Genomic DNA, 26,060 nt, shown 5'->3' on the forward strand with positions numbered 1-26,060 from the left:
GGTCGGGGGCTTCACTCACCCTCCCGGCGAAGGCACCGGCTGGTTGCAGCCGGTCGGTGCCGGAATGTTTCGTCGGGCCCGGCCTGGCCTTTGGGGAAGAAGAATGTATCAGCGTGTTGTATCCAACCGTTTTCCGGATAGGTTGTGGAGAGGAAGCCGGAAAACGCAAACGGCCCCGCTGATTAGCAGCGGGGCCGTTTTTATTAATCTGCTAAAAGGCAGCAGCTAGTTAAAACGAGTAGTTCACCGATGCTTTAATGACGCGGTTGTAGGCATCGAAGCGGTTGTTCTTATCGAGCGACGACAGGCCGTAGTCGTAGCCGGCGCTCAGGCCAAAGCCGCTAGTAGACTGGTAGCCCAGGCCACCCGTTACGCTGAAATCGACGGGGCGGAACTGGTCTTTGATGTCGAAGTCTTGCTGATACGCATCGAAGCCGAGCAAACCAGCTTCCACGCGGGCCTTGCCGCTTACCAGAAACGAGGCCTGCGGACCGGCAAACAGATAGAACCCAGGTACTATATCAACTTTCGCTAGCACCGGCACATCAACATATGACATGCGCGAAGTGGCTGTCACGCGGGCATTCAGGAAATCAAACTGCTCGAAAGGCAGTGAGCCGGTAAGCTTAGTGCCTTTCTCCGAATACAGCACACCGGGCTCAATGGAGAAGCCGGGTGCCAGGGGCAGCGTGGCGTAGAGGCCGGCATGGAAACCGGTTTTCATGGATTTCGTGACGGCGCCGTTGGTGTAGCCCGCTAGATCCATCACGCTCTGTACGGCGTCACCGGACCAGTCCGACACGTTTACGCCGGCCCGGATGCCGAGTTGAGGGCCGCCGGTGCTTCTAGCCGCCGACTTATAGGAGGTGACTGGGCGGGCCTGGGCTTTGCCGGTATAGGCCGGAACGCGGTGGGTCTGGACCTGCGCTTGGGCAGCAGTGCCGAAAACTGAAAGCAATAGAGTAGCCGCAGCCAGACGGCCGAAAATTCGTTTCGTATTCATGACGGGGTGTGTTGGAGGTTGGGAGCGGCCGGCCGGGGTGCGCAATTCCGGCGGCGGGCTTGTAAGAGGAGTATTTACAAAACCGTGCCAGTTTTCCGGCGCACTAGGTGCCGAGCAGTCCGTTTCTGTTACCGCTTCACTTTTTACTGCCCAAGCGGGTTACATCGGCTGGCCTTGTTGCATAAAGACACACAGGCGGCGCCGCTTGTCTATTCTCTTCACCTGAGGCCGGGCTTATATAGCTGGCCGCGCTGATTCTGCTGGTCTCGCTGTTTCCGTCGCGAAGGAAACCGAAAGGCAGAGCTGCCCCCACGCAAGGTCGCGAGTTGCGGCGGGGCAGAATGTGCAGCGCATGTATTCGGGTGAGGCATTTTCATCCTCCAAGCCAACTTCCTGATGAAACTGAACCGCTTGCTGCCCCTTTGCGGGCTGCTGGCTGGCGCATGGCTATTGCCCGCCTGCCACCAATACTCTACCGAAAACATGGCCGTAACGGAGCAGGTGGAAAACGCCGCCGAACTAGTTGCCACGCCCGATGCCGCCGCTAAAGCCCCCGATACTATTGCGCCGGAAAGCCGCGAAAACTACGCTGTCATCCACGAAAACCCGTTTCTGGACGCCCGCCGCAATCCGCTCAGCACCTTCGCTATTGATGTGGATAAAGCTTCTTACGCCAATGTGCGTCGCTTCCTGACCCAGGACCGCCAACTGCCTCCGCCCGACGCCGTGCGGCTGGAAGAGCTGGTGAATTACTTCCCGTATTCCTACCCGCAGCCTACCACTGGCCCGGCCTCCTTGAATGCCGAAGTAGCTGCCTGCCCCTGGAACCCGGCGCACCAGTTGGTACTGGTAGGCGTGCAGGGCAAGCAGGTTTCAATGGAAAATCTGCCGCCCGCCAACTTGGTATTTCTGCTGGATGTGTCGGGCTCGATGGAAGACCCCGATAAGCTGCCGCTACTGAAAGAATCGTTGCGGGAACTGGTGCAGAAGGCCTTGCGGCCGCAGGATTATGTGTCGATTGTGGTGTATGCCGGAGCGGCCGGGCTGGTATTGCCGCCCACTCCGGGAGCTGATTCAGAAACCATTCTGGACGCGCTTGACAAACTACAGGCCGGTGGCTCTACGGCGGGCGGACAAGGGCTGCGGCTGGCCTATCAGGTGGCGCGCCAGCACTTCCGGGCCGGTGGCAATAACCGTATTATCCTGGCTACTGATGGCGACTTCAATGTGGGCGAGCAGTCGGATGCCGATATGGAGCGGCTCGTAACGAAGGAGCGGGAGTCGGGGGTGTTTCTGTCGGTGCTGGGGTTTGGTAGCGGCAACCTTCAGGATAGCCGGATGGAGCTGCTGGCCGACAAAGGCAATGGAAACTATGCCTATATCGACAACTTAGGCGAAGCCCAACGGGTGTTGGTAAGCCAGTTCGGCGGTACGCTATTCACACTGGCCAAAGATGTAAAAGTGCAGGTCGAGTTCAACCCGGCCCGGGTGCGCGAGTACCGGCTGCTGGGCTATGAAAACCGCCTCTTGGCCGCCGAGGACTTCAACGATGACCGCAAAGATGCCGGCGAGCTAGGCGCGGGCCAGCAGGTAACGGCCCTCTACGAAGTAGTACCTGTGGGTGCGCCGGCCGCTACCACCGCCACCATCGACCCACTAAAATACCAGAAGCCAACCACGTCTGGCCCTGCCACCGCCAGTGCCGAGCTGCTCACCGTGAAGCTGCGCTATCAAGAGCCGCAGGGTAGCCCCAGCCGTCTGCTCACGCTACCCGTACGTGTCACTGGCTTCGATGAGACTATTGCGCAAGCATCGGATAATCTGCGTTTTGCGGCGTCAGTGGCGCAGTTTGGCTTGCTGCTGCGCCACTCCAGGCACGGCGGCTCCGCTACCTGGGAAAGCACGGCAGCACTGGCACGAAGCGTTACTGGCCCGGATGCTGATGGCTCTCGTGCCGAGTTCCGGGAACTGGTGCAGCGGGCAACCGAGTTGAGCAGCGAGGTGGCGGTAGAACGGTAAACCACTGACCCGGTGGCACGTGTTCTTTTCCTAAACCGGGTAAGTGGGCCGCGCCTTTTTCTGTTCAAATAATTTGGAAGTACGGCCGTTGGTTTCCACCTTGCCGACGTCAAGCACCTCATTCTCATGCTTCAGCCCACGGCCCATTTCTTTTTTAGCTACTATTTCTACTACGCCCTCGCGTAGTCGGGTAGTCGCCGTGTAGCTTTTTCAACCGAAAATCTTCAGCGCCTCCCGACACCGAGAGGCGCTTTTTTTACGCCCGCTTTTTCGCATGATTTCCCAGCAGCAATACTTTTTTACCTACAGCTATTTCTTCTTCTATCCGAAGAAGCCGGCCCGCTGTTGCGTGTGATAACCACCACATTCCTCCCAACAAACTAAGGCCGCCGCTCCCCGGAGGCCTTTTTTATTGCCCATTTTTTCCAGTAGCACCATGCCACAGTCCGTTTCCATCCAGGGTTTCCAAGGCAGTTTCCACGAGGTAGCCGCCCGGCAGTATTTCGGGGCCGAACCCACGCTGCTACCCTGCGCCACCTTTGCAGCGGTAGTGGCCCATGTGGTGGCAGGCCGGGCCGAAGCCGGGCTAATGGCTGTGGAAAACTCGCTGGCTGGCAGTATTCTGCCCAACTATCTGCTGCTGGAACGCCAAGCGGTGCGCGTCACCGGTGAAGTGTATCTGCCTATCCATCAGCACCTGCTGGCATTGCCCGGTACCACACTGGCCGAGGTACAGGCCGTGCATTCGCATCCGATGGCGTTGCGCCAGTGCGGCGAGTTCCTGGACCGCCACCCACACTGGAAGCTGGTAGAAACCGACGACACCGGCCACAGTGCCCAACTCCTGGCCGAAAACCGCTCATCTGGCGTGGCAGTGGTAGCAGGTGCCCAGGCTGCCGAGCAATTTGGACTGCAGATTCTGGTCCCTGCCATTCACGACGACCCGCACAATTACACCCGCTTTCTGGTGCTGGAACCCGCCGAAACGGCCCTCACCCACCCGCACGCTGATAAGGCATCCCTCTATTTCTGCGCCCCGCACGCGCCGGGCAGTCTGGCCGCAGTGCTGGCACGGGTGGCCGCATACGGCCTGAATCTGAGCAAGCTGCAGTCGTGCCCCCGGCCCGGGCAGCCGTGGCACTACGGCTTTCATGCCGATGTGGAATTTGAAGAAATGCCACAGCTGCTGGCGCTTCTCAAAGCACTGGCTCCGGTCACGGAAGAATTGCGTGTGCTGGGGGCCTACCGCCGCGGGCAGTGGAACACTGTGCCTGCAGAATCCGCCGCTACCCTGACGCAAGAAATTGCATAACCTCATCCAGCCCAATCATGCACCTCTCACTAGCCAGCCGCCTCGCGCACACCGGCGAATACTATTTCTCCCGCAAGCTGCGCGAGTTGGCAGCCCTCAATGCGGCCGGCGCCAACATCATCAGCCTCGGTATTGGCAGCCCCGACCTGCCGCCACACCCCAGCGTGACGGCGGCCTTATCGGCTAGTACTGCCCAGCCCGGCGCCCACGGCTACCAGAGCTACCAGGGCACTCCTGTCCTGCGTGCCGCCATGGCTGCTTTCTACCAGCGGCACTACGGCGTGACGCTGGACCCGGCCACCGAAATACTGCCGCTGCTGGGCTCGAAAGAGGGGCTCATGCACATTGGAATGACATATCTGGAAGCCGGCGACGCCGTGCTCATCCCAAATCCGGGCTACCCCACTTACCGCGCTGTAGCCGAAATCTGCGGGGCTGAGGTGCGCGAATATGACCTCACGGCTGTTTCCGGCTGGCTGCCCGACCTGGAGGCGCTGGCTGCCACCGACCTAACGCGGGTGAAGCTGATGCTGGTGAACTACCCGCACATGCCCACCGGAACGGCTGCCGACCGGCCCTTTCTCAGGCGCCTTGTCGCGTTTGCCAAAGCACATGATATCCTGCTGGTGCACGACAACCCGTACGGCTTCATCCTGAACGAAACACCCCCTGTCAGTCTGCTGGCGGTGCCCGGCGCCCGGGAGGTAGCCATCGAGCTGAACTCGCTGAGTAAGAGCCACAACATGGCGGGCTGGCGTGTAGGTATGCTGGCGGGCCGAGCCGATGTGCTGGCCGACGTGCTCCGCTTCAAGAGCAACATGGACTCCGGCATGTTTCTGCCGGTGCAGCAGGCGGCCGTAGCGGCCCTGGCCCTCGGCGACGACTGGTTCGAGGAATTGAATGCCACCTACCGCACCCGCCGCCAGCTGGTGCTACAGTTGCTGCATACTCTGGGCTGCAGCGTGGCTCCTGGCCAGACCGGCTTGTTTGTCTGGGCTGCTGTGCCGCCAGACTACGCCGATGGCTACGCACTAAGCGACGTGGTACTGGCTGAAGCGCGGGTTTTCATCACGCCAGGCGGGATCTTCGGCAGCAATGGGCTGAGCTACGTGCGTGCCAGCCTTTGCCAACCAGAAAGCGTGCTTCACGAAGCTCTGCAACGAGTAGAAGAGCTCAAAAAGAGCCGGCTCAGTGTACTGGCCGAAAAACTCCCATCAGTAAGTCCGGAACAACCGAAATCCCAACACTTAAACGCATGAACGTGACTATCATTGGTCTGGGCCTTATTGGCGGCTCGTTGGCGCTCAGTCTGCGGCAGCATGGCTTGGTGCAGCACCTTATCGGAGTGGAAAGCAACGCCAGACATGCCCGCCGTGCTTTGGAGTTGAGCTTGGTTGATGAAATCGAAACGGACTTAGCCACCGCTGTGCGCCGAGCTGACTTAGTGGTGGTAGCGGTGCCCGTGGATGCCATGGTAGCAGTGCTGCCGCTGGTGCTGGATGACGTGGCCGCGCATCAGATAGTAATAGACGTGGGCTCGACGAAGCAGGCCCTGCTGGCATCCGTAGCCGGGCATCCCAACCGGGGACGCTTCGTGGCTGCGCATCCCATGGCTGGTACTGAGCATTCGGGACCGGAAGCGGCGGTTTCGGGGCTATTCGAGGGCAAAACCGTGGTGCTCTGCGACACCGCCCACAGTGACCCAGACGCCGTGCTGCACGTGGAAAAGCTGTTTCAGGCGCTGCCCATGCGCCTCATTTACCTCGATGGGGCCGAGCACGACCTGCACACTGCTTACATTTCACACATTTCGCATATCACCTCGTTTGCCTTGGCTCTCACAGTCTTAGAGAAGGAAAAAGAGGAGCAGCGCATCTTCGATCTGGCCAGCGGCGGTTTCGAATCGACGGTACGGCTGGCCAAAAGCGCGCCGGCTACTTGGGTGCCCATCTTCCGCCAAAACCGCCTCAATGTACTAGACGTGCTGGACGAGCATTTGCACCAGTTGCAGCACCGGCGTGAGCTGCTGGCCCAGGAAGATTACACGGCCCTATCGGAACAGATTCAGCAGGCCAACCACATCCGCAAAATTCTCCCATAAGCTAGAGTGGAAGCAGAATGAAACCTCCTGCTAAGCGTAGCCGCGGCATGACGTTACACTGCATTACCCTCTCCATCAACGCACACTTCTTTTTTCCATGAAATCTACCCTGTTCAACCGCCAGCCCGACGATAAGCCCTACCTCATTTCCGGCCCGTGCTCAGCCGAAACCGAGGAGCAGGTGCTCGATACCTGCCAACCCTTGGCTGCTACCGGCAAGGTGCAGGCCCTGCGCGCCGGCATCTGGAAGCCCCGCACCAAACCCGGCGGCTTCGAAGGGGTGGGTACTAAAGGCTTGCCGTGGCTGAAAAAAGCTGGGGAACTGACAGGCCTACCCACGGCTGTGGAAGTAGCCACGGCTAAGCACGTGGAAGATTGCCTGGCCTTCGGGATTGATATTCTGTGGGTAGGGGCGCGCACGACCGGCAACCCATTTTCGGTGCAGGAAATAGCCAACGCGCTGCGTGGCGTGCCGGTGCCAGTACTAGTCAAAAACCCGATTCATCCCGAACTGGAGCTGTGGACCGGAGCCGTAGAGCGCCTGCAGAAAGCGGGAGTGGCGCAGGTAGGCCTGGTACACCGGGGCTTTTCGAGCTACGGCAACACCGACTTCCGAAATGCGCCCATGTGGCACCTACCCATTGAAATGAAACGCCGCCACCCCGATATGCCGCTGCTCTGCGACCCCAGCCACATTTGTGGCCGCCGCGACACGCTGTTTGCCGTGGCCCAGCAGGCGCTCAACCTCGGTTTTGATGGCACGATGATAGAAAGTCACCAGAACCCCGATGCCGCCTGGAGCGACGCTAAGCAGCAAATCACGCCTGAAGTGCTTCACGACCTGATTGAGGCGCTGGTATGGCGCCACGAAACCACCGACCAGCGCGAGTTCCTGACGGCGCTGGCAGGTTTCCGAGAGCAAATCAATCAGCTCGATGCCGAAATCATGCAGCTGCTGGGACGCCGAATGGCCGTGGCTGAGAAAATCGGACGTTACAAAAAGGAAAACGACATTACCATTCTACAGACCAGCCGCTGGAACGAAGTGCTGGAACGCGCCCTGCGCCAGGGCTCCTCCGTAGGCCTCACCAGCGAGTTTGTAGCGCAATATCTGGCCGCCGTGCATCTGGAGTCCATCACGCGCCAGAACAAGGTGATGGAAGGATAAGCATAAAATCGAAAAGATGCGCGCGTAAAGCTGCTGGACAGTAGGCTTATAATGCCACAACCAAGCAGCGGCTGGCCGTAGCGTGCCCGGCCTGTACCCGCAGAAAGTAGAGGCCAGCGGGTAGCCCGGCTACAGAGAATTCGTGGCGTAAGCCAGTGGCTGGCATTGGCACGGACCCGGTGCGCACAGCACGGCCCAGGCCATCCGTGAGCATGAACGTGACATGGGCCGCACCAGGGAGTGCAGGCAGTATAATAGTAGCGGTGGTATGCGCCGGGTTGGGGAAGATGGCGAAAGCACTGCCGCTCAGTACAGCATCAGCGGAGGAAAGAGTGCCGTCAGTGAGAGAGGCTAGGAAGAGGCCGTAGCCTGTGCTGGGTTTGGTGAGAGCCAAGGTGCCGAAGGCAATAGAAGGGCTGTCGAAAACGCCGGCTACATAGAGGCGGGAGCCCTGAAGCACCACGGCAACCCCATTGTCCAGGCTCGATCCACCAGCCTGCTGAGTCCAGGCAAAGCTGCCCGAGTTGCCTGCGTCGGTGAGTTTGGTCAGAAACACATCAGACTGGCCTGCAGTAGTGAGCTGGGTGCTGCCAAAGCGGGCATCCGGGCTACTGTGGTAGCCTGTTACATACACATTGGAGCCGCGCACGGCTAGGGCGCTGCCCATGTCGCTGCCACTCCCGCCAGCCTGCTGGCCCCAGGCAAAGGAGCCCGCGCTGCCTGCATCCGTGAGCTTGGCCACAAACACATCCAGGCTACCGGCATTGGACAGGTTGCTGGTGCCAATAGCGAGGGTCGGGCTACCGAAATAACCGGTCAGATACACAGTGGAGCCCTCAACGGCTAGTGCGTTGACCACTTCGTAGCCTGTGCCGCCGGCCTGCTGGGCCCAGGTGAAGCTGGCTGCGCTGCCAGCATCCGTGAGCTTGGCCACGAACAAGTCGGCGTTGCCGGCATTGGGCAGGGTGGTAGTGCCAAAGCGGGTACTGGTTCCGGAGTATTGCCCTGCTATATAGATACTGTTTCCAGTCACTGCTATTGCCTTCACCAAGTCGACGCCGACGCTGCCGCCGGCCTGTTGGGCCCAGGTGAAGGAACTGGTGCTGCCTGCATCCGTGAGCTTGGTGACAAAAATGTTGGAGCCGGTGCTGCTGGCGTTGGTCAGGCTGAGCGCGCCCAGCGTAGTAGTGGTACCCCGGAAAGTGCCGGCCGCATACAGGGTAGAGCCCGTGGCCACTAGGCCCGCCAGATCCTCACTGCTTTGGCCACCAGCCCGTTGGGCCCATACAACGCTACTGGTAGTGCCCGCGTCCACGATTTTGGCAAAGAACAGGTCGGTATTGCCGAAGACGTCAGCATTGGTCAGGAAGTTCGTGCCAATGATAACCATTCGGCCGCTGAAAACGCCTCCAACATAGACGCTACTGCCGCTTACAGCCACCGACAAAGGATATTCGCCGCCTGCTGTTCCGCTTATCTGATGAGCCCACACAAAGCGGCTGGCACTGTTGCTCCATTTTGCCACAAATCCATCATTGCCGGTGCCAGTACTAGTGAACGTAGTGTTGCCGAATGTAGCCGTGTTGGCAAAATCTCCTACCACAATAACCTCGTCGTTGGCAGTGGCAGCAGTGGCTTTCACCGAAATGCTAGTGCCGGCCGTGCCCACCGCCGTCTGCCAGGCCGGAACCTGAGCCTGGGCCACTGGGATGGTAACAGTTAGCAGAAACAGCACCAATAAGGAACTGTAGATGAGCGTGGAAAGGTGTTTCATGGCCGTAAGACAAAGTGCAAAGCAGTGTGGGAAGGATATATAAATATACTTCCACGCGCCTTATGCAGCGAATAACCTAACTCGGGATTTTAGAAAGAAGAGCGGAAATGCTCTGGTGCTTCCAAATAGCTCAGGGTTTTGGCTGGGCCTCGGCTTTTGGGGCAGATGAGCTAATGCCCAGACGCCGCTCCAGTTCGGAGGCTACGAAGTTGGCGTCATATTTCAGCTCCGGAGTATCGGCGAGGCGGGCGGCCGTGCGGGCTTCTTCCAGAGCTTTGGTGAGCTTCTTCAGCTCAGTGTAGCTATATGCCAGCTGAAAGTGTGCCAAGGCGTAATCGGGGCGGAGCTTGATGGACCGCTGGAAAAGCGGGACGCTTTCCGCAATCCGGGCCTGACTCAGGCGGGCGTAGCCTAGCTTGTAGTAGGAGCTATAGTCGCCTAGGCCATGCTGGTGCGCAATAGTATAGTGGCGGGCCATCAGCGCATACAGCGTAGCCGGCGACTTGTCGGCTTCGGCACACTGGCATTGCTCCACTTGGTAGTAATAGTCGGCTAGGGCACGGTTGAGCTTGTAGTTGGCAGGATGCTGCTTCAGTAGATTTTTCAGCACCAGTTCCACCGCAAACGGGTAGCGAATAGCCGCCCGCGTGTACTTGGCCCGCAAGGAATCGAGCTGCTCTAAAGGCTTCAGGTCCACGAATCCGAACCCTTCCAGCTCGCGGCTGCGCAGGTGGTAGTTCAATGCCAGCTCGGTTTGCTTAAGAGCCACAGCCGGCCGGCGGTGTTTGGGGTCGAAGCCATTGAGGAGCTTCCAGGCCGACTCGTACTGGCGGTCCTGCAGCAGTTGAGTAGCCTTGCTGAGTATCTCCTTCTCAGTAGTAGCAGTCGTTTTCGGGACTTGGGCCTGGCTCGGAAAAGCGGCCAGCAACAGTAAAAAAAGCAAGTAGCAGTAGCGCATATCAGGTAGTATACGGGTGGCTGGCAGGTGGCAGTTGGCGGAAGCACGGCAATAATTGTGGCAGGCCGGCTGCTGGAATAGTGGTCATCTGTTAAGTTCCACCGTACTTGCTGTCTATGCTCTTCTACACCGTCATGAAGCCCCTCGTGCAGGTTGCCCTGCGCGTGTTCTTCCGTCGCCTCGAAATCCGCCACCGCGACCGGCTCCAGACGCCGGGGCCACTGCTGATGGTGAGCAACCACCCCAACACGCTCATGGACCCGCTGGTAGTGGCCGCGAACCGCCGCCAGTCTATTGCGTTCCTGGCCAAAAGCACGTTTTTTAAGAACCCGATTTCGGCAGCCGTGCTCCGCTCCGGCAACTCCATTCCTATCTATCGGCGCCAAGATGTAGAAACCGGCGCCGAAGCCGTAACGCCGGAGCAGCTGGCCGCCCAGAACGAGGCTACTTTCGGCAAGTGCTACGACTATCTGGGCAAGGGCGGCACGGTCATGATATTCCCGGAAGGCACCAGCGTGAGCGAGCGGCGCCTACGGCCACTCAAAACCGGGGCGGCCCGCATTGCGCTGGGCGCCGAAGCGCGCCACAATTTCAGGCTGGGGCTGCGCGTGTTGCCGGTCGGTATCAATTACTTCGATCCGCAACGGTTCCGGTCTGATGTGCTGGTGAATGTGGCCCCGCCGATTCGGGTGGCCGACTACGCCGCCGCTTACTACCAAGACCCTACCGCGGCCGCCGACCAGCTTACCGAAGACATCCGGCGGCACCTGGAGCAGCGCCTCGTCATCACGCGCGACGCCGCCGAGGATGAGCTGGTGCAGCAGCTAGAGCGTACGTTCACCGGCCACCTCATCGAGGATGACCCCCGTACGCTCTACGACAATTTTCAGCTCAGCCGCAACCTGTTGCAGGCCGTGGCTTACTTCGAGAAGCACGACCCCGAGCATTTGGGCGAAGTCCGGGAGAAGCTGGCCACTTACCTGAAGGATTTGAAGCGCCTGAAAATCAATGATGAAGCTCTGGAACGCACTGGCCGGGCCGACACGCGGACTGCGCGTGCCATCAAGGCCGGATTGAAGCTGGCGCTGGGCCTGCCGGTGTATCTGTATGGCGCGCTAAACAACTATCTGCCCTACAAACTGCCCTCGATGGTGGCCAAGCGCGCTACCAAAGAAGTAGAGTTTGTGGCGCCTATCATGCTGGTAGTGGGCATGCTCACGTTCAGCTTTGGCTACGCGGCCCAGATTGCGCTGGTACACCACTTCACCCAAGACTGGCGCTGGACGCTGCTCTATGGCCTGAGTCTGGCGCCTACCGGCTTCTATGCGCTGTACTACGCCAACAAGCTGGCCGGCCGGCTGCGGCGGTTGCGCGCCTTGCGGATGTTCCGGCGCCAGCGCCCCGTTATGGAGGACCTGCTGCGGCAACGGGCTACCATTCTGAAGCTGCTGAACGAAGCCCGCCAGGCCTATCTGCAGGCTGTGCAATAGGCTGGTGCCACCTCACTAAGCGGCCGTTACGTTGGTCTCATTTCTGCTTTCCAACTCTACCAGGCTATTTTAGAGCCGAACCCCAGGGTCATGATTTCGGTGAGGACTGGGGCGCGCTTATTGGTGGTGCGGCTTATAAAGTACAGGTCGTTGGTGCCTAGTTCGGCGTAAGCCGCCACGTGTGGTGGCGCCGGCCGCTCGGGCGTGCGAATACCCGCGTATGACACCCGCGGCGCGAGGTACATGCCCGTGCGGACTTTGGTAGAAAACCAGTAGTAGTTGTTGGGGTACTTGCCGGGCTGGTGGCTATCCTGTAGCGTTGCCCCACTGGTATAGTTTATATAGCCCCCAAAAGCAGGGCTGGCTCGCCAATGCTTGCCCAGCTTAGGATTGACGGGCAGGTAGGTGGTTTTGAATGTGAAGATGGTGAGGGGCTGACTACTAAAGCGGCGCGGCACATGGCCTACCAACACTTCGGGTTCTAGGCGCTGGCCGGCCAGGCGTACACCACCGCCTATGGCTACCATACCGGCCCCACCCCCAATCTGTAGGCTTAGAAAAAATGGAACGCCGCGCGTGGCAGGAAGTCTGGCCGGTGCTGCATCCTGAGCGGTAGCAATTCCTGAGTGCAACAGCAGCATACCCGCTAGGCTCCGGCAAACAGTGGAAAGCTGCATCATGAGTCAAATCAGCTGCGTGAGGGAATTGCCTGCCCGGATGCGGTTCTAAAACTCCATTTTCACCCCCAGGCCCAGCGTCAGCAAGTCTAACGGGCTCAGGGATTTATAGTTGGCGTTTGGCACAATGCTGAACAGGTACAAGTCGTTGGTGCCCAGCTCATAATACGCGGAAATGCGGCGGGAGCGTCCTTGCGGTGAAGGCTGGCGCAGGTAGCTAAGGCGGCCACCCAGTAGCGGCCCTACCCGCGTGTCCGTCGAAAACCAGTAGTAACCCTTGGTGTACTGCCCACGGTCCTCATCGTTGATGGTGCCATGCGTGTAGCTCACATACACGCCCACTGTGAGGGGGCGGAGCTGCAGTTTTTCGCCGAGCGGCACCGTGAAAGGGCTGTAGAGAAACTTGGCCGTGGCAATGGAAAGCGTAGAGCCAGCGTACTTTTTGGGCACGTAGCCTACCAGCACATCGGCTTCGGCCCGGTCGCGCCAGAAGTTGTAGCCCGCCCCCACCGACACCATGCCCATGCCGCCCGCCGTCTGCGCAATCAGGTGGCGCGGGCGGTACCAGGGCAGTGGGTCAAGTGTATCTGCCGGGCTTTCCTGAGCTAGGGCAGGTAGGGTACTTGCTACCAAAAGAATAGTAAGCGGAAGGCGCATTAGAACCGAACCTTTTTCAGCCGGAACTGCGGCTCATCGTTGGCATCATTCCACAGTGTCAGAATCACGTACTGATTTTCCTCGAAGGCGTAGGAATTGATATAGGTTACGCCGTCGTCGAAAGGCTCTCCAATGCTGAAATCGTGGCGGTGTCCGTTCAGTTCGAAGGCTAGCTTCGGCGCCTCGGCCAGCGTGCGGGTGTAGTCGGGCATGATATTCTGGTCGAAATCCAGGTCCTGCGGCGGCACATGCGACATGACCACCTGCCGCTTAGCACCCTGCAAGTCGCTCACCTGCTGCTGCACCCAGGGCATATCCGGAATACGGCCATTGAAGTTGTATTCGCGGCTGTTGGTATCCACCATGGTAAACTTGGTGTCGCCATAAACAAACGAGTAGTTCAGAGGCCCGAAAATGTGCTGGTAGGCGGCGCGGCCATTGCCCACATGGTCGTGGTTGCCGATGACAGTGAGGTAGGGAATGTTGAGCTTGCGCAGGCGCTTATCAACCCAGCGCATCTCGCGGGCCAGCCCAAAATCTGAGATGTCGCCGGCTACAACCATCAGCGACAGGCCCGGCTGCTGGTTCACACTCTCCACCAGCGACTCGGCTTGGTCGTAGAAGCGCTGGGAGTCGCCGGTAAATACAAACCTGAGCGTATCGCCGGCAGGCAACGGGTGCTCGGCAAGGCGGTCCAGGTTTTTCTGAGTCAGATTCGTCTGGCTTTCGGGGCCGCGAAAATCGTTGGGGCTGAATTCAAGCAGCTCACAGCCGCTGAACAGGAAAGCTGCCGCGGCCGCTACAGAGAGCCGGCGCAAAGGAAGCAAGGTAGAAGAAGGCATAGGGCAGAAACCACATTGGGTGGCACACGGGCCCGCCATACCCGGTAGGCCCACGGGTATATACTAGCCGAGGCAGCTGCTTGTTTTTCAAAAAGCCTGTTTCTACTCCTATACCGACCTTTTCAGCAGGAAACGTTTCCGTCAGGATGTGGCTGTTGATACGTTTGAGGCCAAAATCAATTCCGAAGGCATGTTGATTTTTTTTTGCGTTTCCGGTGAGATGTAGCTGGCGTTATACCGTAAATCGGCCCGGAGCAACTCATAAGGCTGCCTCCGGGCCGATTTATGTCAATGCTGTTGGTCCGTTTATTCGTCGAGATATTGATGGACAAATTTGATGGCCATCGACCCTTCGCCCACCGCCGACGCTACGCGGGCCATAGCACCGGCCCGACTGTCGCCGGCCGCGAAAACGCCTGGCACGCAGGTTTCGAGCAGAAACGGCTCCCGGCTATGCTTCCAGCTATCCGCATAGCGCGGATCCGTCACCAGGTCGCGGCCCGTCAGCACGAAGCCTTTGCCGTCGCACAGCACCACGTCGCAGACCCACTCGGTGCTGGGCTTGGCCCCGATGAACACGAACAGCGCCCGCGCCGGCTGCTCGGTTAGTTGCCCGTGGCTTTTCAGCACCACTTTTTCCAGATGGTCCTGCCCGCATACTTCGGCTATTTCCGTGAAAGGCAGAATTTCGATGTTGGGCGTATTGCCAATCTGCTCAATCAGATACGCCGACATGGAGGCCGCCAACGAAGCTCCCCGAATGACGATGAACACCTTGCGGGCATAGGTGGCCAGATACATAGCCGCCTGCCCCGCCGAGTTGCCGCCTCCTACTATATACACGTCCTGCTCTTCGCAGGAGCGGGCTTCCGTGCGTGCCGCGCCGTAGTACACGCCCGCCCCGCTCAGCCGGTCGATGCCGGGTACTTCCAGTGTGCGGTAGCTCACGCCGGTGGTTAACACCACGGCTCGGGTACTCACTTTGCTGCCATCCGTAAGGGTCAGCACCTTGTAACCGTCCTGCACACATAGCTCCGTTACGGCCTGGGGCGCCAGAAACTCGGCTCCAAGACGCACGGCCTGCGTCCAGGCGCGGTGGGCTAGCTCCGAGCCACTCAGGCCCGTCGGGAAACCCAGGTAGTTTTCGATACGGGAACTGGTGCCGGCCTGCCCGCCGGGCGTCTGACGCTCGATAATGAGGGTTTTCAGCCCTTCTGATGCTCCGTATACTGCCGCCGCCAACCCAGAAGGGCCAGCCCCAATCACCACCACATCATATAGTTCCTGCGAGGCCTGCACATTCAGCCCGATGCGGGCGGCAATGTCGGTGGGAGAGGGGCGCGGCAGCGCGGTGCCATCTTCCAGCACCACCACCGGCAGGTCAGCCGCTGTCAGGCTCTTCGCGGCCAGCAGCGCCTGCGCCTCCGGGCTCGTCTCGAAGTCCATCCATTGATACGCCACCATGTAGCCGGCCAGAAAGTCCTTCAGGTCATGGGACAGCGGCGACCATTGAAACCCCAGCAGCCGCACCCCGCGGTACGGCGGGCGGTAGGCGCGCTGCCAGGCATCCAGCAGATCGTGGAGCGTGGGATAGAGCAGCTGCTGCGGCGGGTCCCAAGGCTTCATGAGGTAGTGGTCGAGGCGGGCGTTGTTGATGGCCCGAATGGCGGCTTCCGTATCGGCATAGGCAGTGAGCAACACGCGCTTGGCATCGGGGAAGATGGTGCGGGCTTCGGCCAGCAGCTCTACGCCTTCCATACCGGGCATGCGCTGGTCGGCCAGCACTAGGGCCAGCGTTTCTTCGCGGGCCCGCAGCTCGTGCAACGTGGCCAGCGCTTCTTCGCCGGAGGCCGCCCGCAATACCCGGTAATCTTTGCGAAACTCCTGGCGCAGGTCCCGGTCAATGGCATTCAGTACTTGCGGGTCATCATCGACACACAGCAGAATCGGTTTTTTATCGGCAGCCATACTCGGGGAGTAAGGAATAAATGAATTGGTAGACTAAGCAGAGGCGGGCTTAGAAGAGGAAAAACCCGGTTACCGAACCTTACTGGTTCAGTTTCCGGCCGGTAGCCAGGCACAAAACTCTGTGTGGCCGGGGTCGGAACGTACTTCCAGCTTGCCATTGTGGGCTTCCAAGGTACGCAGGGCAATATCGAGGCCCAGGCCGCTGCCTTCGCCGGCGGGTTTGGTGGTGAAGAACGGTTCCAGCACCCGCGGCAGAATGTCGGCCGGAATGCCGGGGCCATTATCGATGACGGACACATGCACAAAATCCCCATCGAGCCGGGTGCGGAGCGTGATTTCACCGCCGGGTGGCAGTGCATCAATGGCGTTGTCGAGAAGGTTGGTCCAGACCTGATTGAGGCTGCTTACCTGCCCGCGTATCAGTGGCAGGTCGGGGGCATAGTCGCGGGTAAGCCGGATGTTTTTGGTGCGGAGCTGGTAGCTGAGCATGTTCACGGTGCTGTCGAGGCCGGTGTGCACGTTCAGCGGCGCATACTCGCCGCCCCGGTCCATGTGGCTGTAAGTCTTCACGTTGCCAACCAGCGTGCTGATGCGCCCACCTGCCTCCTGTACATCATGAATAAGGCGTAGGGTGGTGAGCTGGGCTTCCAGCCACGCCAGCGCGGCTGGCCGGGCCGGAGCCGGCAGTGGCGCGGCGGCCTGCTCCAGTTGGGCTACTGAAAGGCCAGCATTGAGCAATCCGTCGGCCAGACGATAGGAATCGGTGACCTGCTGCTCGTCCAGCCAGTCAATTAGCTCGTCTTCTTGGTCGGCACGAGCCAAGCCGGAAAGAGGCGCGCCAGTGGGTGGCGGGGTGTCGGCCAGCGCCATCAGGCCGTTGAGGTGTTCGGGTTCGGGGCAGTGCTGGAGCAGGTCGCAGAGTAAGTCAGGGGCCGTATTTACGCGTTGAGCCAGGGCCTCGGCGGCGCGCACAATGGCGGCGGCAGGGTTGTTGAGCTCGTGGGCAAGTCCGGCCGAAAGCTTACCCAGCGCCCGCAGCTTGTCGTCGCGCTCCTGGCTGCGGGCTTCCAAGCGGGCCCGGTCGCTCATCAGGCCTACCAGCCGCTGCACCAGCTCCGGGCTGACTTGTTCCAGTTCCGGAAACAGGTTGCGGTGCAGCAGAAACACCACCGTGTCGCCGATGGCTATGCCTTGAGCTTTTAGCGTTTGTAGGCGAGAGTAAGGCAGCACACCACTGATATGGCCCGCTTCCACCCGGAAAGCCGGCTCACGCTGCCCATTGCGAATGGCAAAAAACTGCAGCCCTCCTGCCAGCACAACCATCATGTACTCGGCGGCTGAACCGGCCTCCACTATTACCTCATTCGGGGCAAAATCGTGCCGTTCGCCGTGGGCCAGTAGCCAGTCAATCACCTCTGCAGGTAAGTCGGCGAAGGTGGGCACAATGGCCAGGTCAGTGTACGTGAGGGTAGTAGGCATGGCGGTACAAATCAGGACACAGCTAAAGTAACATACAACCTGGGCAATCTAACTGGTACGAAGGGCTCTGGCCGGGCCGTAAGCTTACGGACTCTATAAGTGGGCAAAAAAGAAAGCGCCCCGATAGAGGCGCTTTCTAGTAAGACGAGCAGGTTAGAAAATTACTTTACCACTTTCAGCTGCTGGCTGCCCGCTGGCGTGAGCAGGCGGAGCGTATACACGCCGGCCGGCAGTGCGCCGGTAGCCAGCTTGTGCTGCTGTGGCACACCGGTACGGAGCGTCAGTACCTCGCGGCTTACCTGGCGGCCCAGCGCATCAAGCAGAACCAAGGTGGCTGTGCCGCTGCTCGTAGGAGCCAACTGCACGTGCAGCTCCTGGCTGAATGGTACCGGGTAGGCACCCACGAGGCCCAGGTTGGCATTGCGAGCAGCGGCCGTACCCGTCACGACGGCTGTGCGCAGGCGCACATTGGTCAGATACACGTTGTTGCCGTAGTCGTTGATGTTGGCGAAGCGCACCAGAATCCGGGAAGGGCCGCCGGCCGCCAGCATGCTGGAGAGGTCCACGGTTTCCTGGCGCCAGTCGGCCGGGCTATTGGGGGCCCACTGCGAAGTCTGGAAACCGGTAACGGTAGCCAGCGCCGTGCCGCGCTTCAGGTAGCCTGTAGGCTGGAATGTAGCGCCGCAGTCGGTGCTCACATCCACCCGGATACCGTCGAAGTACGTGGCGCTATAAGCGGCGTAGGCTACCCAGAAGTTGAGTTGCAGACTGTTGGTGCCGGTTGGGCGGCCGCTCAGGTCCAAGGGGGGCGTGACGAGGTAATCCTCAGCGCCGCGCACGTTGTCGGAGTAGTCTTCCACCATGGGCACAGGGCGCAACAGCGTGTCCGGGCCCATAACGCCCTGGGCGCTCAGCTGCCAAGTGAAGTTGGAGCTAGGGTTCTGTACCTCCCAGCCGGCGGGCGGGAACGTGCTGGTGGTGAAGTTCTGAGCCAACGGCAGCGCCTGTCCGTTCGTGACGGTAATCAGGGCGCTTTGCGTGAGCGTAGTGGGGCCGTAGCTGTTGCTGGCCAGCAGCGTCACGCTATATGTGCCGGGCGTGCTGAACTGTACCTGCGGGTTTTGCGAGGCGGCAGTAGTGCCCCCCACGAACGTTACGCCTGTGCTGGGCGTGATGCTCCAGGTCCAGGTAGTCGGCTGCGACTGGCTTCGGTCGGTGAGGGTGATGGGTACGCCGGGGCACACCAGCGTGCGGCTGGCCTGGAAGGCAATGAGTGGTGGGCCGGGGCAATTGTTGAGCAGGGCTGGCTGGTTTAGGGCCCGCGTACGGCGGCCACGCAGCCCATCCGACGCCCGAATAGGCTGGATGCTGTACCACTGCTCGGCACCGGCACCCACGCCGGTCAGCACCACAGAAGTGCGCGTCACGGTCGTCACAGAATCCATGTATTCGGCGCCCAGCTTATATACCACATAGGCTGAGGCTGTTGTAAGAGTGTCCCACTGCAGCTTCACGGTGTTGGCGCACACGTAGCCCAGGCGCAGGTTGCCGGGCAGCGGCGAAATAGTAAGCGGTACCACTGATTGGCTGCTGGCACTGCCGCGGGTCACGCGCACTTTCACGCGGCCTGAGGCCACACCAGCTGGCACGGTCCAGTCGAAATGACGGGCGGTGGCGGCCACAGCGGCCGAAATTGGCAGCCAAGTAGCTCCGTTATCGGTGGTGTAGTCCAGCGCAAAAGTGCCAGTGCCTGCGGGAGCATCCCAGCGTAGTACTTCGGCTTCGCCGGGCACAAATCCTTCTCCACCCAGCGGGTAGGTCAGCTCCACGCCATCCTCGATGTAGCTGTATACCAGATAGTACGTCTGCGGACCTTGCGGTACGGACGCGCCGCGCACGGTTACGGTATAGGTGCCGGCCGGAGTTTCATCCAGCGTCACCTGCTCCACGTTGTTGATGGAGTCGCGGGCCCGGATGGCGTTGGAATTAAGCTGGGCCGCAGTGGGTCGGTGGTCGAGTACCCAAGGCAGGTAGCTGGTGCCATTGGGCGCGGCCACCTGCATGTTCAGGTCATTTACAAGGTTGGAAGTGGAATTGACAGCCGCCTCATAATCATGCCAGTACACCATCACCCGGAACTGCTTTTTGCCGGCAGGTACCGCAATAGTGTGGGTTTTGGTCTGGCCCGTAGTTAGTGAGTCTTTCAGGTAGGTGCGTTGCTCCAGCACGCGCACGGCGCGCAGCGCATTCACGCGGCCGTAGCCAAAGCGGAAGTCGGGGCCGGGGTTGCCGAGGTCTTCGGCGGTGTTCATCAGGGCTGCTTTCAGCAAAGCCGTGGGAGCTTCCTGCTGGCTGTTGAGCGAACGGTAGGCCTGCACCAACTGGGCCGTAACGCCCGCCACGCCGGGGCAGGCCATGCTGGTGCCCGTAAATACGGCATAAGTATTCGGGTCGACGGTAGAGGTGACGCTGGTGCCCACGGCGCATACGTCGGGCTTGATGCGGCCGTCTTTGGCCGGCCCACGGCTGCTGCTGCCGGCCAGGGCATCAGTATACAGCACGTTGCCCACGGTCATGACGTTCTTGCCCATCTTGTGGCCGCCCGTGATGTTGCCCCAGCCCGCGCCTGCGCCGTAGCCGAAGTCAGACGTACCCGAGTTTCCCGACGAAAACACGTGCAGCAGATAGGGCCGCTGACGTGTCTGCTGGTCCATGGTGCGCGTGAAGCTGGTGTAGCCTGCGTTGTTGCCGTCGCCGTAGCTGGAGTTGGTCACGCGCATGCGGCGCGTGCTGGCGTAGGCTGTGGGCGTGTTGTTGAGGTTGCCGGGGTAGGAGTAGTACAGGTTGAAGGCTGCCGTAGCATTGCCCCGCACCCGTGGGTCCATGTTGCCGGCCCCCATAATAATGCCGGCCACATGGTCGCCGTGGTTGCCTTGGCTGGCCCCGGCAGCACTCTGGTCGAAGCGGCCTTGGTAGTCGATGTGCGGCCCGATGCGGCCGTCGTCGCCGTGGCCTACAGTCACGCCGCGCCCGTCGTAGTGGCGGCCGGCGCCGTAGTCAGTGCTGATGGCGTTGGCGCGGTGGTCGGTGCGGCCCCGGAAGTTTTCGGGCTCAGCGGGTGGCGTAGCAGGCTCCACGGCACTCACCCAGGGCAGCGCCGCAATGCGGGCAATATCGGCTGCGCGGCACAGCACCCGCAGCTGCTGGTCGAACATAGGCTTGCCGGCTTCCTGCCACTCCCTCTGGCGCAGGGCCTGGGCCGCTTGGCTGGGCGTGATGGTGGCATAATACTGCACGTTCACCTCCACTAAGCTGCCCCGCCGCATGTGGTCCGGAATAACGTTGCGGGCTAGGTCGCCGGCCAGCTTCCAAGTGGGCGCTACGGGTTGCACACTCCGTAGCCCGAGCCCTGCCAGCCGTTGGTGGCTGAGCGTAGCGGGCAGCGAAGCCGTCCAGGCGTTGCGGGGCAGGTAGTCGAAAAGGCGCACGCCAGCGGCCGCCAAGGCAGCTTTTTGGGCAGCGGTAGGCAACTGCTCAAACTGCAACACCCGAAACACCTGGCCCTGCCACGCGTCAGAAGGAGCGGTGGCAGGCTGCTGCAGCCATTCGGCGCCGTTGGGAACTGGGGTTACCGGGCCCGAGGCCAGCTGCAGGGCGTAGCGGCCGGCAGGCTGGGCAGGCTGGGCCGAAGCCAGCAGCGGAGCCAGTCCCAGCAGGGCCGCCAGCCCCAGGGAGTGAAGGTGTTTCATGCAGAAAGCAGGAGTAGAGGTTGGGTTCAGATGAAGATAGAATGAAGCGTGGCAGGAAGATACACAAGCGCGGGCAGGTTTGGTGCGAGCCCGGAAAATTGTGGGAGCCAGGCGGAAATGTGGCTATAGTCTGTAGTCGAAGCGGCCCTTCGTAACTTTGAGCGGCTCGCAGCCGGGCTTGGTGAGCGTAAACTCGAAGGTGCCGGAAATGATGTGGGCGCTCAGGTCGAAGCGGGTGACGGTCAACTGGCCCTCCGTCACGGTGCCGGGCTCCTGGGTGGCTAAGTAACAATCTTCACTGCGGCTATCATGGAAGCTGGCCTGCCCGTGCGGCATGCCCAGCGGGTAGCGGCCCGTGCGCGCGACACTATCGATATAGAGCTTCATGCTCTGGAAATTGCGCCCATCGGTTTCGAAGCGTCGCGCCCGTATGTACACCAGCCCCTGGTCATAGTCTATTCCGTCACTGCCCGAGCCGGTGGTGCCGAAAGGCAGCCAGGCCTGCCCGTTGACGAGGCAGCCGAAGGTGCCGGCTCCGGTCTGGGTGGCGGGCGGTAGTTTGTCTTCCGGGTCGTCTTTCTTGCAGGCGCTAACCCCTAGCAGGAAGGATAGCAGCAGTAGCAAATACACGGGGTGGCGCATAAGGAGGGAATCAAAGAGTAGAGACAGGAAAGCAAAAAGCCCATGCCACAGCCGGGCCAAGGGAGGCCGGATAGTGTAGCAAGGGCAATAGGCGGTGGTGCGGGAACGAGGCGGAAGTTGAGGGTAAGGTAATGATTTAGTGAGAACTAGTAGAAAATGCATTCCAGGAATTGCCTCGAAAACACCAGCGTACGGCCCAACAAAAAAGCGCCTCCATGCAGGAGGCGCTTTCTCATAGCTTGTAATAGTGATAATTACTCGCGCACCAGCTTCACAACCTGTTGCTGGCTACCCTGCTGCACACTCAGCAAGTAGAGGCCAGCGGGCAGCTCGGCGGCGCGGGAAAGGGGCTGCTCATTCCAGCCGGCCTGTACGGCTCGCGTTTCCTGCCACAGCACCCGGCCTGTGGCCTCATGCACCTTCAGCGTTACAAAGCCGGCCTCCAGCGCCTGCACGCGCAGCGTGAGCTTGCCAGCGTGGTGCGGGTTGGGGAAGGCTTCGGCCAGCAGCTTCGGAGTAGCGCCGAGCACCTGCACCGTCCGGACGGGCGAGAGGGTTTCGGTGCCATCCTGGTCTACTTGGCGGAGGCGGTAGTACACCGGGCTGGCCTGGTAGCGGGCTAGGTTAAGGTCCAGCAGACGGTAGTCGTGGCGCTGGGCGGTGGTGCCGTGGCCTTGCACCTGCCCGATGCGGCGGAAGGTGCTACCGTCGGCGCTGGCCTCCACCTCAAACCGGTCGTTGTTTTTCTCCGAGGCCGTAGCCCAGCGCAGCAGGCCATCTTCGCCCTGGCGCTCTGCCGTGAACTCAATAAGCTCCACTGGCAGCGGGTTGGCGGCGTTGCTCACCGTAAGCACGCCCAGCACGGCCGTGCTAAACGAGAAGGTGCGGTTAGTAGCCGTAGTGGCAGCTGCGGCCTGTGCGCCGGCTTTGGCCCAGGTGGTAGCGCTGGTAGCCCGCCACGCCTGCGCCTGGGCAAAGCTGCTCAGGTTGTGGTCGTTTTCGGGAAGCCAGCTTAGCGCCACGGCTACTGCGGAGTTAGGGTTGTTGCTGCTCGTAATGCTCCAGATCCGGTCGATGCCTTGTAGGGCTGGCAGGGCGTTGTTCTGGCCGTAGCTCACGTTGGGCAGCAGCAGTCCGGCCGTGCGTTTCACGGTTACGGTACCGATGTTGTTGCCGGGGTTGAGCGTGGCGCCGTTACCGAAGTCGGTCGTGCTGTTGACGCCGGTGCGCGTCACCTGCAGGTTGCCCTGCACATAGCGGCCGGGCGCTTCGCCGGTTACTGTAGCGGTGTTAGGCAGGCTGATGGTAGCGGCCACAGCAGTTCGGACCATACCGCTCGTGAGCGTGAGCTGCTGCGTGATGGCTAGGTCCGTAGGTACGCTGACCACGTTTTGGCCGACTACGCCCGTGTTAGCAATTTCCAGCTGCGTGAGGCTGGACCCGCCCGGGGTCAGGGTTTGGTTGTCGGTGCCAACCATTCGTACTAGTCCGGCCGAGGTAAGGGTGCCGGCGTTGGTCAGGTCGCCGCCTACCTGCGTGGTGCCGGCATTCGAGAACGTGCTACCCGCCTTGTTGTCGAGCGTGCCGGATACGTATAGCGTTGCGCCGGCCTGCACCGTCACAATGCTGCCGTTGTTGGTCAGGCTCTGGGCGGCCAGCGGGCCGGCGGCCAGGCTCAGAGCCAGAAATGGGTAGAGTGGCTTCATAGAAATAAGGCCTTAATTCCGGGAAGGAAAGATGCCTTCCAGCGCAATGCAGAAGTTGATAGCCAGATAAGGCGGCATATTGTTATGCGGCTGGTTGCCACCGGCTATGCCAACACTCTGAGGGGCCAGTGCCGCATTGGCCGTGCCAGCTGCGTACTGCGTGCCCCCTCGTCCGTCGTTTGCCAACAGGGTGCCATCAGGCGAAGCCGACGTGCCGGGAGCAGTAGTGGTGGTCAGGGGGTGGTTGTGCGCAGGCATCTGCGTGGCAAGCAGCGTCACGGCTTCCGCGCCAGCTGCCTCACCCAAGTTGCGTTGCGTGAGGCCCGGACCCGCGGAGAAGCCGGCGTGCATGGGAAACCGGCCGCGCAGATCCGGCAATGCAAAAGTCGTCTGGCCATTGCCGCCGTATGTCGTCCCCAGAAGAGAGAAGAGGGCGGTGTTTTGCGCAATGGACAAGATCTGACCATCACAGAAGGCATACCCTCTGGGTGGAAAGTTGCCGGCAAATATGATGATTTCACCAATAAATGGGTCTGCACCCTGCACCGAGGCTGTGCTACGGGTGCCAGCTGCGGCAGTACCCGCCAGTAGGCTGCCCCCAATGAGGGCGCCGAGGCGCTTGAGCCAGCCGCGGCGCTCGGGCTCGACTTGTGCAGGGATGCTGGACGCCGGTACGATGCCGGCAGGAGTAGCAATGAGTCTCATATAAGTAGAGAGAAAAGTCGGGAGTAGGAAAGATTAATTGACGCGGAACCAGCCGGAGGTGCTGCCATTCACGATATAGACGAACTGCGCCGCGAAATTGGGCAGCAGGTTGCCTGTGCCGCTGCTGCTGATCAGGCTTACGGCCTGCACATCGAGGTTGGTGACAACCAGCGTCTGGCCGTTGGTGCCAGTGCCCAGCGTAATGGTACCGTTGCTGACGTTGGTGTTGTCGGTCAGAATCACCACGCCCGTGGTAGGAGCCAGTGCCGAATTGCCGGTGCTAGGAACGGCAAAGGTGCTAGTTGTCTGGATGTTGGTGGCGGCGGTGCTGGCTGCCGGGGTCTGCCACGTGGCTAGGCCGGTAGCGTCGGAGGTTAGGACTTTGCCTGCACCGGGTGTGCCGCCCGTAATCTTTACCTGGCCGGCCACTTCCAGCTTTGCGCCGGGGGCTGTGGTGCCGATGCCAAAGTTGCCGTTGTTGAGGAAGCGGGCCCATTCCGTTACGACATTGGCCTGCGTGGCGCTACCAAAGCGGATGCCCGCATTGGCGCCGCCCAGGCCTTGCTGGTTCAGCAGCCAGGTTTCCCCGTCGGCGTTGGAGCGGTTCCACTGCAGAAACGCACCCTGCTTGCTGATGGGGTTGAATGTGGCGGCCGAAACACCTCCGTTCACTTCCAGCGCCTGCGCCGGGCTCGTAACGCCGATACCTACGTTGCCGTTGGGCAGCAGACGCATCACGTCGCGGTAGTTCTGGGTTGGGTCACCGTAGCTGCCCTGGCCACTGCTGCCTACGCGCAGGGCTAGTCCGTTTTCGGCCCCACCGGCATTCATAAAGGCCGTGCCTCCGTCGTGAGTGAAGTAGAGGTGGTCCCAGGCGGCCCCGTTGCGCATACCCAGCGAGCCAAGCGCGTCCAGCGTGAGGGCCGGCGTGGTGCCGATGCCCAGGCGGCCTTCCTGGCTCAGGGTCATGAAGGTGGTGTTACGGGCAGACGTAACATCGTAGCTCACCCACTGAAACTGCTTGCCGCCCAGCGCTGGCACCCCAAACGTGAGGGTGTTTGCCTCCATAAATACCCCCCAGCGGCCCAAACCGTTGTAGTTGCCGGAAGTGAACTTGTCCCAGCCGCGCGTGATGAGCGGGGCATCGGCTTGGTTCAGCACTACGCCCTTCGAAGAAGTGGCGAACAGCGTACCGTCGATGTCGATGCGCAGCTTTTCGGTGTTGTTGGTGCGCAGCACGAGGTCCTGCGCGTTAGTCGTGCCCAGAAAGTCGGTCGCCGGGTTGGTACCGGCGTTGCCGGCGCGCAGCCAGCTTTGGGCGCCTGTGCCCGAGCCAATGCCCAGTGGCAGCCACTGCCCACCCTGAAAATACCAGAAGCCTGGCTGCAGACCAGTGGTCTGGTACACAAGCATGCCTTGGCTGGTAGTGGTGAGGGCAGTGCGCTGGGCTTCCGTCATACGGGGCACCAGCAGGCCTTTATTGGCTGCAGTGCCTGCCGAAATATCCAGCGCTGCATTCGTATCGGGGGTGGTAGTGCCTACGCCCACAGCCCCGGTTTGAGCCTGTGCCGTGAAAGCCAGGCCGCTGAGGCCAAGCCCCAGCAACAGACGGTAAGAGTGTTTCATGTAGTAGAATGAAAGGAAGAGAAAGGAGCGAACAAATATACCTGGAATAGTATATACTTCACATTGATATTGGAATTTTACCATAAAATATCTTTGGCAACGACTAAGCTGGTATGCCGTGCTCCTGCCGTTCCCTAATGCCTCAGGTGGTGCAACCGCAACGGCCACAGTATCAGGGGCTACC

Annotated in this window: 19 protein-coding genes; 6 read left to right on the plus strand and 13 right to left on the minus strand. The window is 60.7% G+C overall.

The features are described 5' to 3' along the window. Positions 1–229: 229 nt before the first annotated feature. Entirely contained in the window at positions 230–1,003 is a 774-nt protein-coding gene (locus H4317_RS00395) for a porin family protein (RefSeq protein ID WP_185888235.1), read from the minus strand. A 396-nt stretch (positions 1,004–1,399) separates the two neighbouring features. On the opposite strand from H4317_RS00395, the gene H4317_RS00400 reads away from it, so the two are divergent. The 5 genes from H4317_RS00400 (at position 1,400) to H4317_RS00420 (ending at position 7,603) form a co-directional block, all read left to right on the plus strand. Then, the gene (locus tag H4317_RS00400; RefSeq protein ID WP_185888236.1) at positions 1,400–3,022 is read left to right on the plus strand and encodes a vWA domain-containing protein; all 1,623 of its coding nucleotides are present in this window, start codon (positions 1,400–1,402) and stop codon (positions 3,020–3,022) included. A 436-nt stretch (positions 3,023–3,458) separates the two neighbouring features. Beyond that, entirely contained in the window at positions 3,459–4,334 is an 876-nt protein-coding gene (locus H4317_RS00405) for a prephenate dehydratase (protein ID WP_185888237.1), read from the plus strand. A 17-nt stretch (positions 4,335–4,351) separates the two neighbouring features. Then, positions 4,352–5,593, plus strand: a complete 1,242-nt coding sequence (locus tag H4317_RS00410) for a pyridoxal phosphate-dependent aminotransferase (RefSeq protein WP_185888238.1) — start codon at positions 4,352–4,354, stop codon at positions 5,591–5,593. Next, the gene (locus H4317_RS00415; RefSeq protein WP_185888239.1) at positions 5,590–6,435 is read left to right on the plus strand and encodes a prephenate dehydrogenase; all 846 of its coding nucleotides are present in this window, start codon (positions 5,590–5,592) and stop codon (positions 6,433–6,435) included. The genes H4317_RS00410 and H4317_RS00415 overlap by 4 nt, the downstream gene beginning before the upstream one ends. 97 nt (positions 6,436–6,532) lie before the next feature. Next, complete coding sequence (locus tag H4317_RS00420) at positions 6,533–7,603, plus strand: chorismate mutase (RefSeq protein WP_185888240.1); 1,071 nt, start codon at positions 6,533–6,535, stop codon at positions 7,601–7,603. A gap of 46 nt (positions 7,604–7,649) precedes the next feature. Here the strand turns inward: H4317_RS00420 and H4317_RS00425 are convergent, their stop codons facing one another. Further along, on the minus strand, positions 7,650–9,377 hold the full coding sequence (locus H4317_RS00425) for a T9SS type A sorting domain-containing protein (protein WP_185888241.1): 1,728 nt from the start codon (positions 9,375–9,377) through the stop codon (positions 7,650–7,652). Positions 9,378–9,507: 130 nt separating this feature from the next. Then, complete coding sequence (locus H4317_RS00430) at positions 9,508–10,335, minus strand: tetratricopeptide repeat protein (protein ID WP_185888242.1); 828 nt, start codon at positions 10,333–10,335, stop codon at positions 9,508–9,510. Positions 10,336–10,451: 116 nt separating this feature from the next. Between H4317_RS00430 and H4317_RS00435 the strand changes: the two genes are divergently transcribed. After that, entirely contained in the window at positions 10,452–11,825 is a 1,374-nt protein-coding gene (locus H4317_RS00435) for a lysophospholipid acyltransferase family protein (protein WP_185888243.1), read from the plus strand. Between the two features lie 56 nt (positions 11,826–11,881). On the opposite strand, the gene H4317_RS00440 is transcribed toward H4317_RS00435, so the two are convergent. The 10 genes from H4317_RS00440 to H4317_RS00485 form a co-directional block, all read right to left on the minus strand. Further along, entirely contained in the window at positions 11,882–12,505 is a 624-nt protein-coding gene (locus H4317_RS00440) for a hypothetical protein (RefSeq protein ID WP_185888244.1), read from the minus strand. Between the two features lie 45 nt (positions 12,506–12,550). Further along, on the minus strand, positions 12,551–13,159 hold the full coding sequence (locus H4317_RS00445) for a hypothetical protein (protein ID WP_185888245.1): 609 nt from the start codon (positions 13,157–13,159) through the stop codon (positions 12,551–12,553). Beyond that, a complete protein-coding gene (locus H4317_RS00450; protein WP_185888246.1) occupies positions 13,159–14,001 on the minus strand; it encodes a metallophosphoesterase family protein in 843 nt (280 codons plus the stop codon). Before H4317_RS00450 ends, H4317_RS00445 begins: the two co-directional genes overlap by 1 nt. Before the next feature lie 306 nt (positions 14,002–14,307). Further along, complete coding sequence (locus H4317_RS00455) at positions 14,308–15,969, minus strand: FAD-dependent oxidoreductase (protein ID WP_185888247.1); 1,662 nt, start codon at positions 15,967–15,969, stop codon at positions 14,308–14,310. A gap of 87 nt (positions 15,970–16,056) precedes the next feature. Next, on the minus strand, positions 16,057–17,448 hold the full coding sequence (locus H4317_RS00460; protein WP_185888248.1) for a sensor histidine kinase: 1,392 nt from the start codon (positions 17,446–17,448) through the stop codon (positions 16,057–16,059). 161 nt (positions 17,449–17,609) lie between these two features. Then, the gene (locus tag H4317_RS00465) at positions 17,610–21,197 is read right to left on the minus strand and encodes a S8 family serine peptidase (RefSeq protein WP_185888249.1); all 3,588 of its coding nucleotides are present in this window, start codon (positions 21,195–21,197) and stop codon (positions 17,610–17,612) included. A 123-nt stretch (positions 21,198–21,320) separates the two neighbouring features. Continuing rightward, positions 21,321–21,839: a Riean_0653 family protein gene (locus H4317_RS00470; RefSeq protein ID WP_185888250.1), complete on the minus strand. Its 519-nt coding sequence runs from the start codon at positions 21,837–21,839 to the stop codon at positions 21,321–21,323. Positions 21,840–22,093: 254 nt separating this feature from the next. Further along, positions 22,094–23,545 (minus strand): T9SS type A sorting domain-containing protein, encoded by a 1,452-nt coding sequence (locus H4317_RS00475; RefSeq protein WP_185888251.1) that lies wholly within the window; start codon positions 23,543–23,545, stop codon positions 22,094–22,096. Positions 23,546–23,557: 12 nt separating this feature from the next. After that, positions 23,558–24,250 (minus strand): phage tail protein, encoded by a 693-nt coding sequence (locus H4317_RS00480; protein ID WP_185888252.1) that lies wholly within the window; start codon positions 24,248–24,250, stop codon positions 23,558–23,560. 33 nt (positions 24,251–24,283) lie between these two features. Further along, positions 24,284–25,876, minus strand: a complete 1,593-nt coding sequence (locus H4317_RS00485) for a phage tail-like protein (RefSeq protein WP_185888253.1) — start codon at positions 25,874–25,876, stop codon at positions 24,284–24,286. Positions 25,877–26,060 lie beyond the last annotated feature (184 nt).

This window comes from Hymenobacter sediminicola (assembly GCF_014250515.1).
Taxonomy (GTDB): domain Bacteria; phylum Bacteroidota; class Bacteroidia; order Cytophagales; family Hymenobacteraceae; genus Hymenobacter; species Hymenobacter sediminicola.

What these genes read in the sequence shown, in the direction of transcription:
- H4317_RS00395 (WP_185888235.1), bottom strand. Translation starts at nt 1,003, where the DNA reads ATGAATACGAAACGAATTTTCGGCCGTCTGGCTGCGGCTACTCTATTG.
- H4317_RS00400 (WP_185888236.1), top strand. Translation starts at nt 1,400, where the DNA reads ATGAAACTGAACCGCTTGCTGCCCCTTTGCGGGCTGCTGGCTGGCGCA.
- H4317_RS00405 (WP_185888237.1), top strand. Translation starts at nt 3,459, where the DNA reads ATGCCACAGTCCGTTTCCATCCAGGGTTTCCAAGGCAGTTTCCACGAG.
- H4317_RS00410 (WP_185888238.1), top strand. Translation starts at nt 4,352, where the DNA reads ATGCACCTCTCACTAGCCAGCCGCCTCGCGCACACCGGCGAATACTAT.
- H4317_RS00415 (WP_185888239.1), top strand. Translation starts at nt 5,590, where the DNA reads ATGAACGTGACTATCATTGGTCTGGGCCTTATTGGCGGCTCGTTGGCG.
- H4317_RS00420 (WP_185888240.1), top strand. Translation starts at nt 6,533, where the DNA reads ATGAAATCTACCCTGTTCAACCGCCAGCCCGACGATAAGCCCTACCTC.
- H4317_RS00425 (WP_185888241.1), bottom strand. Translation starts at nt 9,377, where the DNA reads ATGAAACACCTTTCCACGCTCATCTACAGTTCCTTATTGGTGCTGTTT.
- H4317_RS00430 (WP_185888242.1), bottom strand. Translation starts at nt 10,335, where the DNA reads ATGCGCTACTGCTACTTGCTTTTTTTACTGTTGCTGGCCGCTTTTCCG.
- H4317_RS00435 (WP_185888243.1), top strand. Translation starts at nt 10,452, where the DNA reads ATGCTCTTCTACACCGTCATGAAGCCCCTCGTGCAGGTTGCCCTGCGC.
- H4317_RS00440 (WP_185888244.1), bottom strand. Translation starts at nt 12,505, where the DNA reads ATGATGCAGCTTTCCACTGTTTGCCGGAGCCTAGCGGGTATGCTGCTG.
- H4317_RS00445 (WP_185888245.1), bottom strand. Translation starts at nt 13,159, where the DNA reads ATGCGCCTTCCGCTTACTATTCTTTTGGTAGCAAGTACCCTACCTGCC.
- H4317_RS00450 (WP_185888246.1), bottom strand. Translation starts at nt 14,001, where the DNA reads ATGCCTTCTTCTACCTTGCTTCCTTTGCGCCGGCTCTCTGTAGCGGCC.
- H4317_RS00455 (WP_185888247.1), bottom strand. Translation starts at nt 15,969, where the DNA reads ATGGCTGCCGATAAAAAACCGATTCTGCTGTGTGTCGATGATGACCCG.
- H4317_RS00460 (WP_185888248.1), bottom strand. Translation starts at nt 17,448, where the DNA reads ATGCCTACTACCCTCACGTACACTGACCTGGCCATTGTGCCCACCTTC.
- H4317_RS00465 (WP_185888249.1), bottom strand. Translation starts at nt 21,197, where the DNA reads ATGAAACACCTTCACTCCCTGGGGCTGGCGGCCCTGCTGGGACTGGCT.
- H4317_RS00470 (WP_185888250.1), bottom strand. Translation starts at nt 21,839, where the DNA reads ATGCGCCACCCCGTGTATTTGCTACTGCTGCTATCCTTCCTGCTAGGG.
- H4317_RS00475 (WP_185888251.1), bottom strand. Translation starts at nt 23,545, where the DNA reads ATGAAGCCACTCTACCCATTTCTGGCTCTGAGCCTGGCCGCCGGCCCG.
- H4317_RS00480 (WP_185888252.1), bottom strand. Translation starts at nt 24,250, where the DNA reads ATGAGACTCATTGCTACTCCTGCCGGCATCGTACCGGCGTCCAGCATC.
- H4317_RS00485 (WP_185888253.1), bottom strand. Translation starts at nt 25,876, where the DNA reads ATGAAACACTCTTACCGTCTGTTGCTGGGGCTTGGCCTCAGCGGCCTG.